Origin of the sequence: Lutibacter sp. (genome assembly GCF_033723435.1) — a bacterium.
Lineage (GTDB): Bacteria > Bacteroidota > Bacteroidia > Flavobacteriales > Flavobacteriaceae > Lutibacter.
The window spans coordinates 12,957-27,610 of record NZ_JAWVXC010000009.1 but is presented as its reverse complement, the minus strand read 5'-3'; the positions used below and the strand labels follow the sequence as shown (position 1 = coordinate 27,610).

11 protein-coding genes and 1 tRNA gene are annotated in these 14,654 nt (G+C 29.3%); 5 read left to right on the top strand and 7 right to left on the bottom strand.

The features are described from left to right. Positions 1-109: 109 nt before the first annotated feature. The 7 genes from R3342_RS12130 to R3342_RS12100 all read right to left on the bottom strand — a co-directional run bounded on the left by R3342_RS12130 (position 110) and on the right by R3342_RS12100 (position 6,517). Positions 110-1,651 carry an acyl-CoA carboxylase subunit beta gene (locus R3342_RS12130; protein ID WP_318940575.1) on the bottom strand — a complete coding sequence of 514 codons (1,542 nt, stop codon included), beginning with the start codon at positions 1,649-1,651 and terminating at the stop codon, positions 110-112. A gap of 16 nt (positions 1,652-1,667) precedes the next feature. Next, on the bottom strand, positions 1,668-3,113 hold the full coding sequence (accC, locus tag R3342_RS12125; protein WP_318940574.1) for an acetyl-CoA carboxylase biotin carboxylase subunit: 1,446 nt from the start codon (positions 3,111-3,113) through the stop codon (positions 1,668-1,670). Positions 3,114-3,128: 15 nt separating this feature from the next. Beyond that, complete coding sequence (locus tag R3342_RS12120) at positions 3,129-3,605, bottom strand: acetyl-CoA carboxylase biotin carboxyl carrier protein subunit (protein ID WP_318940572.1); 477 nt, start codon at positions 3,603-3,605, stop codon at positions 3,129-3,131. A gap of 128 nt (positions 3,606-3,733) precedes the next feature. Beyond that, positions 3,734-3,807, bottom strand: a tRNA-Arg gene (locus R3342_RS12115). Positions 3,808-3,842: 35 nt separating this feature from the next. Beyond that, a complete protein-coding gene (locus R3342_RS12110) occupies positions 3,843-3,992 on the bottom strand; it encodes an SsrA-binding protein (protein ID WP_318940571.1) in 150 nt (49 codons plus the stop codon). Positions 3,993-4,487: 495 nt separating this feature from the next. Next, positions 4,488-6,155 (bottom strand): M56 family metallopeptidase, encoded by a 1,668-nt coding sequence (locus R3342_RS12105; protein ID WP_318940569.1) that lies wholly within the window; start codon positions 6,153-6,155, stop codon positions 4,488-4,490. Between the two features lie 2 nt (positions 6,156-6,157). Continuing rightward, on the bottom strand, positions 6,158-6,517 hold the full coding sequence (locus R3342_RS12100; RefSeq protein WP_318940567.1) for a BlaI/MecI/CopY family transcriptional regulator: 360 nt from the start codon (positions 6,515-6,517) through the stop codon (positions 6,158-6,160). 149 nt (positions 6,518-6,666) lie between these two features. Here R3342_RS12100 and R3342_RS12095 point away from each other — a divergent pair, with 149 nt between their 5' ends. From R3342_RS12095 to R3342_RS12075, 5 genes are all read left to right on the top strand, one after another. Next, positions 6,667-7,608, top strand: coding sequence for a calcium/sodium antiporter (locus R3342_RS12095; RefSeq protein ID WP_318940565.1), 942 nt, complete (start codon positions 6,667-6,669; stop codon positions 7,606-7,608). 139 nt (positions 7,609-7,747) lie between these two features. Next, positions 7,748-9,934 (top strand): glutamine synthetase III, encoded by a 2,187-nt coding sequence (locus R3342_RS12090; RefSeq protein ID WP_318940563.1) that lies wholly within the window; start codon positions 7,748-7,750, stop codon positions 9,932-9,934. A 495-nt stretch (positions 9,935-10,429) separates the two neighbouring features. After that, positions 10,430-11,824 (top strand): hypothetical protein, encoded by a 1,395-nt coding sequence (locus tag R3342_RS12085; RefSeq protein WP_318940561.1) that lies wholly within the window; start codon positions 10,430-10,432, stop codon positions 11,822-11,824. A 94-nt stretch (positions 11,825-11,918) separates the two neighbouring features. After that, positions 11,919-12,365, top strand: coding sequence for a hypothetical protein (locus R3342_RS12080; protein ID WP_318940559.1), 447 nt, complete (start codon positions 11,919-11,921; stop codon positions 12,363-12,365). A 495-nt stretch (positions 12,366-12,860) separates the two neighbouring features. Next, on the top strand, positions 12,861-14,234 hold the full coding sequence (locus R3342_RS12075; protein WP_318940557.1) for a hypothetical protein: 1,374 nt from the start codon (positions 12,861-12,863) through the stop codon (positions 14,232-14,234). Positions 14,235-14,654 lie beyond the last annotated feature (420 nt).

The window sequence follows — 14,654 nt, the reverse complement described above, 5'->3', positions numbered from 1 at the left end:
TTTAAGAATGAAAAATATTAAACATTTGTAACTTTTGCTTATTAGTCGATAATCTTAAGTATTTCTTACAAAGTTTATTTTCATTTTAAATTAAATGATATATTTTAGGCTATAAAGGAATGTTTCCGTGTTTTCTGTTTGGTTTAGATACATTTTTATTTTCAAGTATTTGAAAAGCTTTAATTAATTTTCTTCTGGTATCTTTTGGGTAAATTATTTCATCAATAAACCCGCGCCTTGCAGCTCTATATGGGTCCGCAAATTTATGTGCATATTCCGCTTCTTTTTCTTTCCATTTTTCTTCTGGATTTTTAGCAGATTTTATTTCGTTTTTAAAAATGATTTCAGCCGCTCCTTTAGCTCCCATTACTGCAATTTCAGCAAATGGCCAAGCAAAATTCATATCAGCACCAATATGTTTGGAGTTCATTACATCATAAGCTCCGCCATAAGCTTTTCTAGTAATTACGGTTACTCTTGGGACAGTTGCTTCACTTAAAGCGTATAATAATTTAGCTCCGTTAGTAATAATAGCATTCCATTCTTGATCTGTGCCTGGTAAAAATCCAGGCACATCAACTAATACTAAAAGAGGAATATTAAAACAATCGCAGAATCGTGTAAACCTTGCACCTTTTACAGAACTGTCAACATCTAAACAACCTGCTAAATTCATCGGCTGATTTGCTACAATTCCTATACTTCTACCTGCTATTCTGGCAAAACCAACTATAATATTGGTTGCAAAATCTTTATGAATTTCAAAAAATGAATTTTTATCAATAATGCCATCAATTACATGATGCATATCGTAAGGTTTATTGGCATTTGCAGGAACTATATTTTCTAACTCTACCCTTATTTCTTCTTCTAATTCATAAGGGAGTTTTATAGGTTTAACTTTGTTATTTTGAGGTATGTAGCTCAATAGAGTTTTAATATCTTCTAAACAAACAATATCATTAGCAGAAGTAATATGTGTAACTCCAGATTTTATTGCATGTGCGCTTGCACCACCTAGTTCTTCTGCGGTAACTTCTTCATTGGTAACAGTTTTAACAACGTTTGGTCCAGTAACAAACATGTAGCTTGTGTTTTCTACCATTAACGTGAAATCAGTCATTGCAGGAGAGTAAACCGCTCCTCCAGCACAAGGTCCCATAATGGCGGATATTTGTGGAATAACTCCTGAAGCTTGTACGTTTCTATAAAAAATATCAGCGTATCCGCCTAAAGAACGAACTCCTTCTTGAATTCGTGCTCCACCAGAATCATTTAGACCAATTAATGGTGCTCCAACTTTTACGGCATGATCCATAATTTTACATATTTTTTCAGCATGAGTTTCTGATAAAGCTCCTCCAAAAACTGTAAAATCTTGAGCGAAGATGAAAACTAATCTTCCATTTATAGTTCCTGATCCTGTTACAACACCATCTCCAAAATAGAGTTCATTTTCCATACCAAAATCGGTAGTTCTATGGGTTACTAACATGCCTGATTCTTCAAAAGAACTTTCATCTAATAAATAATTAATGCGTTCTCTGGCCGTTAATTTCTTTTTTTTATGTTGTTTTTCAATTCGTATTTCTCCTCCTCCTAATTTTGCTAACTCTTGTCTTTCTTCTAATTTTTGATATTTTGATTCCATAGGTAAGATTTAACGATTAGTTTATTTGGGCAATTTTTAATTTTTTTTGAGCTTCTAAATATAATTTTAAAGCGGTTATTGCTGCAATTGTAGATTCTTCTTCTATAATTTTTTGAATGGTATCTTCTGTAAAATAATTTTTTACAAAGTGGGTGTCAAAATTACCAGAAGTGAATGCAAGATGTTCAAAAACAAATTTCCCAAAAGGAAGTGTTGTTTTAATACCGTCAATTTCATAATTTTTAATAGCTGTTAACATTTGTTGTATAGCTTCATCTCTGGTTTTTCCGTAAGTAATTAATTTGGATAACATTGGATCGTAATAAATAGGAACTTCCATACCTTCTTCAAATCCATTATCAACTCTAATGCCGTTTCCAACAGGTAATTTATATTTGGTTAATGTTCCAATACTTGGCATAAAATCTTGAAAAGAATCTTCTGCATAAACTCTAAGTTCTAAAGCGTGGCCTTTAATTTTTAAATCATTTTGTTGAAATGAAATGGCTTCTCCTCGTGCAATGTTAATTTGTTCTTCAACCAAATCAATACCTGTTATAAATTCTGTTACAGGATGTTCAACTTGTAAGCGAGTGTTCATTTCTAAAAAGTAATAATTTAGATTTTTATCTACTAAAAACTCTACAGTTCCAGCGCCTAAATAGTCACAAGATTTTGCAACTTTAATGGCATCTTCTCCCATTTTTTTTCTCAATTCTGGAGTTAGAATAGAGGAAGGAGCTTCTTCAACTACTTTTTGATGACGGCGTTGTACGCTACATTCTCGCTCAAATAAGTGGACTACATTTCCTAAACTATCTGCTAAAACTTGAATTTCAATATGGCGAGGAGATTCAATATATTTTTCTATAAAAACTGAGCCGTCCCCAAAAGCAGAAGTTGCTTCGCTAATTGCACGTTTTAATTGTTCTAAAATTTCACTTTCTTGGTAAACAATTCGCATGCCTTTTCCACCACCACCTGCAGCTGCTTTTATTAAAATAGGAAACCCTATTTTTTTAGCTATTGTAGCAGCTTTTTCTGGGGATTGAATTGCTTTATCTTCACCAGGAACCATTGGTATATCATATTTTTTTACGGCATCTTTTGCAGCTAATTTATTTCCCATAGTGGCTATAGAAGATGATTTTGGACCTATGAAAATTATATTATTGTCTTCTACTTCTTTAGCAAAATCAGCATTCTCACTTAAAAAACCATATCCAGGGTGGATAGCATCAACATTTAATTCTTTTGCAACTTCAATAATTTTGCTTCCTAATAAATAGGATTTATTGGAAGGAGGATCACCAATACAGACTGCTTCATCAGCAAAATTTGTATGCGGAGCAGTTTTATCTGCTTCAGAGTATATTGCAACAGTTTTAATACCCATTTTTTTAGCAGTTTTCATAACGCGGATGGCTATTTCTCCGCGATTTGCTATTAAAATTTTTTTCATTTTTAACGAATTGAATTATGAAAGTTCTATTAAATGTTCGTTTTTTTCAACGGTTAGTCCCTTTTTTACAGAGACAAGTTTTACAATGCCGTCTTTTGGAGAAATTATACTATTTTCCATTTTCATAGCTTCTAAAACTAACAAAACATCTCCACTTTTAACTTCTTGTCCTTCTTTAACGTTTATGTTTAAAATTAATCCAGGCATTGGAGAAGTAATGCTATTTATTTTTTTTGAATTATTCATGCTAAATCCCATTTTAGCGATATTAATAGCTAACTCATCTTCTAACTCAACAGCATAACTGTTGCCATTGATTTTTAAATGATAAGTTTTAGTATTAAAATTACTTTCTATCAAATCTATTTCAAAGTTTTTAGATTGATGTCGAAGAAGTAATTTGTTGTTGGTAATTAGGGTTAAGTCTGTTTTTTTTACATCTGAAGTATTAAAACTTTTTGTAAAACTTTTATTTACTTTGGCTTTAAACATGTTTAATAAATTAAAGTTGTTTGGTAAATTTTTAATAAATGTTTTAAAGATAGAAAGTTACGAATTTTTTAATGAAATGAAGTGTAGAATAAGTAAAAAAGCGAACTTAAAAGTTCGCTTTTTTAATGTGACCTCGGCAGGATTCAAACCTGCAACCTCTTGAGCCGTAATCAAGTGCACTATTCAGTTATGCTACGAGGCCTTTTTGAGGGTGCAAATATACTATTTTAAAATTATTTACAAACTATTTTTGGTTACAAAATACCTCCAGCCTATAATTGCTAGCTGCCATTTTTTTGCATGTTGCATTTCTAACCCTTTTTTAGAAAAACTAGGAAGTACTATTTTATTTATTTTAGCAATTACCTTAAATAGATTTTTTTTCATTTTGTAAAATTACAGAAATAAAAAAATCCCACAAAATATGGGATGTTTTTGTTAAAGTATTATGAGATTAAAAAATAGCTGATAACACTTAACACTAGCTTTGTAATTAGGGTGAAAATAGTAATCATTTTGAATAAGTTTATATGGTTAATAAATAAGAATTTTTAAATTCTTTATTTAAGATATTCCTAATTCTTAGTTATCTCCAAATATTTTGAATGCTTTTTATGAAATTGAATTATAAATGTTAACTAAATAACAATATATCTTTTAAATGTTTTTAATATTACTACAAATATGTTTTAAAATGTAAGTGTAAAAGTTTAAAAAATGGTAAAATGTAATGAAGTAATGCAAATATTTTGCTTGTTTTATAAAGTAATGGAAAATTTATTGGTTAAAACACCTAAATTTTAAGTTTTCATCTTTTTTGTAAATAAAAAACCACCGCTTTAGATTTTTAAAACAGTGGTTTAATTTTTCAATAAATTAGTTTTATTTTTCTTTTTTGGTTGTTATTAAAATAACACCATTTTCACCTTTATCTCCATATTTTTTAACTGCATTTTTTCCTTTTAAAACTTCTATTTTTTCGATAGTTTCTGAATTGATTTTATCTAACTGATCCTTTGAAGATTCTTTTCCATCAATTATGAAAAGCGGTTTTTTATTATCGGAACTAACCCAAAAGTTTGTTGTTTTTGCATGAGAAATATGTTTTCCATCTTTTCCCGATGTTTGTTTTATAATAACAACGTTACCATCTTCATCTGTGTTAATTTCTGTGTCCGTATCGTCAATAATTACATTGTCATTAATAACCTTAATGTTTTTTTTGCCGTTTTTGAAAACAATAACTTTTTCAGACTTTTCGCCTTTGTTACCTTTTTCGTCGGTTTTGTATATCCAGACGTTATTCTTTTTATTTTTTTTGTCATCAGATGATATAAAAACATAATTTCCATCTTTACCTGTTTTTTTATGGATTTTATATGCGTAATGGTTTTTAGATATTTTTTTGCCACTATTAATACTTACACTGTTGTTGTCTTTGTCGTAAGAAATTTTAATTGGGTTGATAGGTGTTGAGCTAGAAGTTGAATAATTTGCATTGCTTTTAGGGGCTTTAACTTCTATTTTGATAGCAGTAATTTCGCCTTTGCTATTTCTTTTTATACCTTTAAAAGTTAGCTTAATATTGTGTTCTTTTTTAAAGAATTCCTTTTCATTGTTTAAATCTTTATCTGTAGATGATTTGTCTATAATTAAGGAAACTTCAGTAATTCCTGTTTTTATTTCCCATTTTGAGTCTTTATTTTGAGCAATAGTTTGGGTGTTAAAAGCAATCATAAATAGGGCTAATGCTGGAACCAATAAAGTGTATTTCCATTTATTGGTGTTTTTTGATTTGTTTTTGTGTAACATAATTATTCGTTTTTTAATTAAAGAGTTATAAAAGTTATTAGTTAATGTAGATTGGTAGTTTTTACTATAAATTTTAACCAAGGCAAGTTGATATATTTCAAAATTGGTACTTAATTGTTGGGCATAATTATCGGCTAAAAATTCTAAATTTTGTTGAATTGATTTTTTTAACAACCAGGCAAAAGGATTAAACCAAAATAATATGGTCATTAAATTAGAAATTATATTGTCTAAAGAGTGTTGCTGAATTGCGTGTGCTTTTTCGTGATTTATAATTTGATGGAGTTCTTTTTTTGAAAATAAATTTGGATTGTAAACTATATAATTGAAAAATGAAAAAGGTGAAGTGTTTTTATCGGTTTCAGCATAATAAAAATTGTCAATTTTTTCAAAATTTAATTTTTTCAAAAATATTCCTAATGAAATTAGTTGAATTAGAAATTTAGTTGCAAATATTACTATTCCTATAATATAAATATAACTTAATAGGTTTACCCAATCAAAGGGTGTTTTTTCAACTGAAGTTGAGGCTATTTCCTGATAATTTAAATTACTAAAATCATTAACTGTAGCTTCTACATAAATAGGAATTTTAGCCAATGGTAATGTTATTATCAAAAGCACTCCAATTAAAAAATAGGTTCTGTTCCACTTAAAAAAAGTTTCATTTTTTAAAACTAAATGGTAAAAAGAAAATAGTAAAAAAACCAGTCCGTTAGCTTTTAACAAATAATCCATAATTACTTTTTAGATTCAATAATTTTGATAATTTCACGTAATTCATTTGCGCTAATTTTTTCTTCTTCAGCAAAAAATGAAACTACATTTTTGTAAGAGTTTTCAAAATAGTTTTGAATAGCATTTGAAAAAAATAGCTTGCTATAATCTTCTTTTAGAATAGCTGGGTAATATCTAAATGTATTTCCAAAAGCTTCGTGTTTAACAAACCCTTTAGTTTCCATTTTTCTAATTACAGTTGAAACGGTGTTGTAATGAGGTTTTGGATATGGAAGTTTTGCAACTACTTCTTTAACAAAAGCTTTTTTTAACTTCCATAATACTTGCATAATTTCTTCTTCTTTAGTGGTAAGTTTCTCCATGTGTATTTAATGTTTTTGTCAAAATTAAACTATTTAATTAGTTGTACAACTATAAAAGTAGTTAATTAACAAAAAATTAAGTTTTTGCTTTCTATTTATTATAATGGTGTAGGTTTTTTTATTCTTTTATATTTGTCAAAAAAATATAGATGAATTTAATTTTAGTTGCTGTAGGACTAGTTTTACTGATTTTTGGTGGACATTGGTTGTTAAAATCTGCGGTTGGATTATCATTACGATTAAATATTCCTAAAATAATAATTGGCATGACGGTAGTTTCCTTTGCAACGTCAGCCCCAGAATTAATTGTAAGTATTAAAGCGGCACTTGAAAATCATGCAGATATAGCTTTTGGAAATGTAATAGGTTCAAACATAGCTAATCTAGGATTTGTTTTAGCGATAACTATTATTTTATCTACAATAAGTGTTGAGAAAAGTTTTTATAGAACCGATTGGCCCGTTATGATGTTATCCTCCATATTATTATATGGGTTTATTATTTATGATGGTGCTTTGCAAAGATATGAAGGGGTTATTTTAGTAATCTTTTTAATCATATTTTTAGTTTATTTATTGAAATTTCAAAAAACCGCAGTAGTAGAAGAATTTGATGAAGATGCGGAGTATTTACCTGTTTACAAAATCTTTTTGTATTTATTAATTGGAGGAGTTGCACTTTGGGGAGGGTCAGAACTTTTAATTAAAGGAGCAGTAGGCATGGCAAAATTTTACAATGTGAGCGAACGGATTATAGGGGTTACCATTGTTTCTATTGGTACAAGTATTCCTGAACTTGCAGCTTCCGTTATTGCTGTTTTAAGAAAAGAAAAAGCCATATCATTAGGTAATTTAATAGGATCTAATATTTTTAATATTTTGGCTGTTTTAGGAATTACTTCCATAATTACTCCGATAAAAGTAGTAGACGCAGGCTTATTAACTAATGATATTTATTGGATGCTTGGCATTGCCTTTATAATACTTCCGTTAAACTTTCTTCCAGTTAAAATGAAATTATCATGGAAAGAAGGAATTGTATTACTATTAGGATATGTTTTATTTATAATTTCGACAATATTTTTCAAATAATAAATAAAAATAGGGGTTTAACCTTTGTAAATCAATAATAATTAAAATAACCCCTATTTTTTTAGGGGTTATATTTTTTATTATAGAAAAATGATTTAGATTTGCGCTATTAATATTTATGTAACTAAATAGTACTCTTATGTCTAAAATTCGTTTTAAAGCACTTTCTGAAACCTTAAACAGAAAACCAATTGAAGTTAATGAAAATACCAAACGATCTTTATTATTTGGTGAAAATGTTTTTGATGAAACATCAATGCGTCAATACTTAACAAAAGAAGCTTATATAGGAGTTATGAGCGCAATTGGAAAAGGAACAAAAATAGATCGAAAAATTGCAGATCAGGTTTCTGCTGCAATGAAAGAATGGGCCTTGTCAAAAGGGGTTACGCATTACACACATTGGTTTCAGCCATTAACAGGAGCTACAGCTGAAAAGCATGATGCTTTTTTTGAAACTATTGGAGGAGGTTTAGCTATTGAAAAATTTGGAGGAGGACAATTAGTACAGCAAGAGCCTGACGCGTCTAGTTTCCCAAATGGAGGAATTAGAAATACATTTGAAGCTCGTGGTTATACTGCCTGGGATCCAACTTCACCAGCATTTATTTATGGTACTACTTTATGTATTCCTACTATTTTTATTTCTTATACAGGGGAAGCGTTAGATTATAAAACACCATTATTAAGAGCTTTACATGCTGTAGATGAAGCAGCAACTAATGTTTGTAAATATTTTGATAAAAATGTAAAAAAAGTAACTTCATCATTAGGTTGGGAGCAAGAATACTTTTTAATTGATAAAGCTTTAGCGGCAAGTAGACCAGATATTATTTTAACTGGAAGAACTTTGGTAGGACACTCTCCTGCAAAAGGACAACAATTAGATGACCATTATTTTGGTTCTATTCCTTCAAGAGCATTAAATTTTATGCGAGATTTAGAAACTGAATGTATGTTATTGGGTATTCCTGTAAAAACTCGTCACAATGAGGTAGCTCCGAATCAGTTTGAGTTGGCACCAATTTATGAAGAATCTAATTTAGCAGTAGATCATAACTCGTTACTTATGGATGTTATGGGAAAAGTAGGTTCTCGTCATAATTTTAAAGTATTATTTCATGAAAAACCATTTGCAGGTATAAATGGATCGGGTAAACATAATAACTGGTCTTTAGCAACAGATACTGGAGTTAATTTATTAGGACCTGGAAAAACCCCAATGAGTAATTTACAGTTTTTAACCTTTTTTATAAATACCATAAAAGCAGTTAATGATAATGAAGAATTACTAAGAGCGTCAATAGCTTCAGCTAGTAATGATCATAGGTTAGGAGCAAATGAAGCTCCGCCAGCAATTATATCTGTTTTTATTGGAGAGCAGCTTACAGGTGTTTTAAATGAATTAGAAGGTGTAACTAATGGTAAATTATCTCCTCAAGAAAAAACTGATTTAAAATTAAATGTTGTTGGTAAAATACCAGATGTACTTTTAGACAATACAGATAGAAATAGAACTTCGCCATTTGCCTTTACAGGAAATAAGTTTGAATTTAGGGCAGTGGGTTCTACAGCAAATTGTGCAAACCCGATGACTATTTTAAACACTATTGTTGCTAAACAATTGAAAGATTTTAAAATAGAAGTAGATGCTTTAATAGAAAAGAAAGATTTAAAAAAGGACGAAGCAATATTTAATGTATTAAGAGAGTATATTAAAAAATCTAAAAATATTTTATTTGAAGGTAACGGTTATGGTGATGCATGGGAAAAGGAAGCTAAAAAAAGAAAACTTAGCAATAACAAAACAACTCCTGATGCATTAAAAATTAAAATTGCTGATAAATCAATTAAATTATTTGAAGAAATGGGAGTGATGAGTAAAGTTGAAGCTGAGGCTCGTTACGAAATTGAAATTGAAGAGTACACTATGCATATTCAAATAGAGTCTAGAACTTTAGGAGATCTTGCAGGTAATCACATTGTGCCAACAGCAATTAAATATCAAAATTCATTAATTAAAAATGTAACAGGTTTAAAAGAAATCTTTGGTAAAGATTATAAAAAATATGCAGAGGAACAATTGCAGTTAATTACAAAAATCTCGGAACATATTGAAGGTTTGCATTCTAAAATTGATGATATGCTTGATGCACGAAAAAAAGCAAACAAAATTGAAGATATTGAAAAGAAAGCAGCGGCATATTGTAATAAGGTTAAGCCATATTTTGATGAAATTAGATACCATTGTGATAAATTAGAGTTAATGGTAGATGATGAACTTTGGCCATTAACCAAATACCGAGAAATTTTATTTACAAGATAAAAAATTATGTTATTTTAAAATTAAAATCCGCTAAATGCGGATTTTTTTTATTGTAATATTTTAAATTTAATTTAAAATAGAAACTTTTAATCTTTAATTAGATGTTGTTTAATAAAATATTTTAAGGAGTTGTATTTTAATGTTTTAACCGTTTGTTAGCTTAATTATCCCATTTATAAATATTACTATGTTAAGCATATAAATTATGTAACGTTTATAACTAAGCAGAATTATTCTAAATTATATATAAACAAACTTGTACCCTTTGAAATTAGAAAAAGTATCACTAATTTAGTCGTAGAAATTATACTAAATAAGTTTAATTTCGATATCCCCAAATAAAAATTACCCCACGTTTAAATCCCGAAATTGTATTACCCCAGTTATTAAGTTTATAGGACTTCTTTATAATTTATTTAGATGTAGTCCAATTCCCCTATAAATTTAGGAACAGATTTTATTAATTTTTATTTACTAATGTTTAAAATTTTTATTATGAAAAAACAAATTTTACTAGGCGCGGCATTGTTATTTGCCGCAGGTATGTATGCGCAACAACAATGTGAAGATTGTACCATACAACAACAAGAATGTACAGACTGTTCATTTGATCAACTTGCTGCAGACCATAGTGGTGCAGTAATTAACACCAGTTTTGTTGACCAAGAAGGAGCAGAAAATAGAGCCCGTGTAACTCAAACTGGAGTTGGAAACTTATCTTATGTAAACCAAGATGGTAAAATGTTTTCTGGACATGGTATGACTGGAGGTCTTGGAAATAATGCTAAAGTTGACCAAAAAGGAAAATATAATACTTCTGACATTAAACAAGATGGTAATTTTAATGATGGTAAAGTAAACCAAAGAGGTAAATATAACTTTGCTAAACAAGACGTTGGTGTAGGATATGCTGAATATAATGAAGCAATGGCTAAACAACGTGGTAATGGAAATACTTCTTTCCAAAAACAACGTTACGATTATAACTGGGCAAAAGTGGATCAACATGGTCATACAAATTACGCAGAACAAGATCAAAGCTCTTTAGCTAATGCGGTAGATGGTAGTGAAGCATTTATTTCACAAAGAGGTAGAGATAATGAAGCAAAACAAATGCAAAGAGGTAGTTATAATTACGCAACTGCTTTACAACATGGAAACGCTAACTCTTCTTATGAAGATCAAAAATCTGATGCAGGTGGAAGTTCTTGGAACGAATCTTTAGTAGAGCAATACGGAGCTTGGAATATTTCATGTGTATATCAAGTAGCTACAGGTTTAGGATTTAATATGAGTACAGTTAATCAATCAGGTAGTAACAATAACTCTTATGTTGATCAATATGCTAATAATGGATATAATATGAGTACTGTTATGCAAGGATTATTCTGGGGAGGTGATAATATGTCATATGTTAATCAATCTACTAATGGTGGTGATAATGGAAGTATAGTTATGCAAGGAATGGGTTCTGAAAATGAATCTACTGTTGACCAAGTGGCTAGTAATGGTGGAGGTAATGGAAGTGGTGTTACTCAAATGGGAAATGGAAATCAATCAGGAGTTGCTCAAGAAACAGATGGTGGTTTAAATGGAAGTACTGTTTATCAAATAGGAGAAGAAAATTACTCTGTAGTTGATCAATACTCTGTAGGAGGTCATAATTATAGTACTGTTGGACAATACGGATGGAATAATCTATCATGTGTTAATCAAAATGCTTTAGGTGGAGATAATACTTCTTTTGTTTTTCAATTTGGAACAGATAATGAATCTCATGTAAATCAAGATGCTATTTCTGCTAGTAACTTTAGTAATGTTAACCAAGTTGGTCATGCTAACTTTAGTTGTGTTACTCAAACTGGTGTAACTGGATTAGGAGGAAACTAAGAATAAGTTTCTAGCTTATTTTTATAAGAGACCTATAGAAATTAAATAATTAAAAGGGGAGGGCTTGTTCCTCCCTTTTTTTAAATTTGATATTATGAAAACTAAAAACCATTTATTTATAGTAGTATTTTTATTTTTTAGTATTGCTATATACTCCCAAGAGATTAGTAATCAAAATGCATTTGTAATTACACAATTAACGCAGTTAAATACTAATCCAAATTATTTGATGGATAATACTAGAACCACACCTTCTAATAATAATTTGAATATAAATAGTGTAGTAGAGTTAAATCAATTAGGTAATTTTAATGCTATAGACTTAAAAACTAGTTTAAATGATTCACAAACAGTAAACCAAATAGGGAATAAAAATAATTATGTGTTTATTAATTATTTTAATTCTAATCCTTCCAATATGAATATATTACAGCAAGGGAACGATAATTTTTTACAAGTTTATGGTCAAAATAGTTTAATGAGTAAAATAAGTATTATTCAAAAAACAAATGCAAAAACATTAATAATTAAAAATTATTAATTTTACTATTGCTAGTTATATAATTAGTAATTTATTTCTATTTTATCCACAACTATTAATTTATTTCTTTTTTCTTTCCCTTTCTTTATTAACGTTTTATTAACGTTGTAATAGTTAATTCTCTCTTAAATAAACACTTAATCAAATTCTCTTAATTTTAAGGTGAAACACTAAAAAAAGTGTGACATACGTTACATATAGTATTTTTTTTACTATATGTTTAAAAAAACGTACAGTTCGTAAATTTAGAACAATTACACTATGATTTATATCAATTTATAAATAATTTAGCCTTGTATTAATTGTGGATGTGAAAATTTATATTGTAATCTGCAAGTAATAATAGCCCCTTAGTTTATAAACCCCAAAATTGTTTTACCCAGTTGTTAAGTTTATAGGACTTCTTCATGCTTTACATAAAAAGCTGTCCAATTCCCTTATAAATTTAAGTAACAAATTTTATTTTTTTAACTACTAATTATTAAAGTTTTTATTATGAAAAAACAAATTTTATTAGGTGCAGCATTATTATTTGCTGCAGGTATGTATGCGCAACAATGTCAAGATTGCACCATACAACAACAAGATTGTACAGACTGTTCTTTTACACAACTTAACTCAGGGCCTCGTGGAGCAGCTATTAACACAAGTTATGTTGATCAGCAAGGAGCTGAAAATTCAGCAAATGCCACTCAATCTGGAGATGGAAACTTTTCTACCATAAAACAAGATGGTAAAATGTATTCTCAAAATGGTACAACTGGAGGTTTTGGAAATGTTGCTCATGTAAGACAATTTGGAAGCCTTAATACTTCTGATATTAAACAAGATGGTAATTATAACTATGGAGATATTTACCAAGATGGTAGAGCAAATTTTGCAAAACAAGATGTAGGAGTTGGATATTCTGAGAATAACATAGCAGGAGTTGTTCAATTAGGAGAAGGAAATACATCTTTCCAAAAACAACGTTATGATAATAATGAGGCTACAGTACATCAAGGTGGTTCTGGAAATTATGCAGAACAAAACCAAAGTTCTCTTGCTAATAGTGTAGTAGGTAGTAACGCTTTTATCCTTCAATATGACACTGAAAATCAAGCAAAACAAAAACAAAGAGGTAGCTTTAATAATGCATTTGCTGTCCAAGCAGGTTTACAAAATACTTCTAATCAAAACCAAGTGTCAGATGCTGGAGGATTATCATCTAATGCTTCATATGTTAATCAATTTGGAGCTTGGAATTTATCATGTGTATATCAAGTAGCTACAGGATTGGGATTAAATGTGTCAGATGTTCAGCAAACGGGTGAAGATAATGCATCATATGTTAACCAAATGGCAACAAATGGAAATAACTCTAGTGTTGTATCTTCTAATGGTACTGCTAATAAATCAGCAGTAAATCAAACGGCAGACGGAGGAGCTAATTTTAGTGATGTTTTACAAGATGGTACCGATAATGAATCATATGTTGCTCAAATAACTACAAATGGAGGAAATAACAATAGTGAAGTTTACCAAGATGGAGATTCAAATATGTCAGGAGTTTCTCAAGATGGAGCAGGAATTAATTCAAGTGGAGTTACTCAAATCGGAGCTGGAAACTATTCTGTAGTTAATCAATATGCTGAAGCTTCTGGAGAAAACTTGAGTGCCGTTTTACAAAATGGATTAAATAATTTTTCATGCGTTAATCAAAATGCTACTGCAGGAACTAATAATTCTAATGTTTACCAATTTGGAACAGGTAATCAATCTTATATAAATCAAAATGCTATTTCAGCAAGTAACCTTAGTGATGTTAGCCAAGTTGGTCATAACAACTATAGTACTGTTACTCAAACAGGTGTTTCAGCTGGAAACTAAAAATAAGTTTATTTTCTTTCTATAATTGTGATTTATATAAAAATAAATTTAAAAAAGAAAGAGGAAGCATTTACTCCTCTTTCTTTTTAATATTAATACTAATAACAGTTAATTTGTTCTCCATGATATTACCTTATTTTAATTTGAAACATAAAAAAAGTGTAATAAATGTTACATATAGCATTTTTTTTACTGAATGTTTAAAAAAATTGACGGTTTACAAATTTAGACTTATAATATTATGATTGATAACTATTTATATTTATTTTAGCAACAATTGTAAATGTGAAAATTTATAATTTAGAGTTCCCAAAATAATAATTACCCCACGTATAAATCCCAAAAATTGTATTACCCCAGTTGTTAAGTTTATAGTGCTTTTTTATGTTTTACATGAATGCAGTTCAATTCCCCTATAAA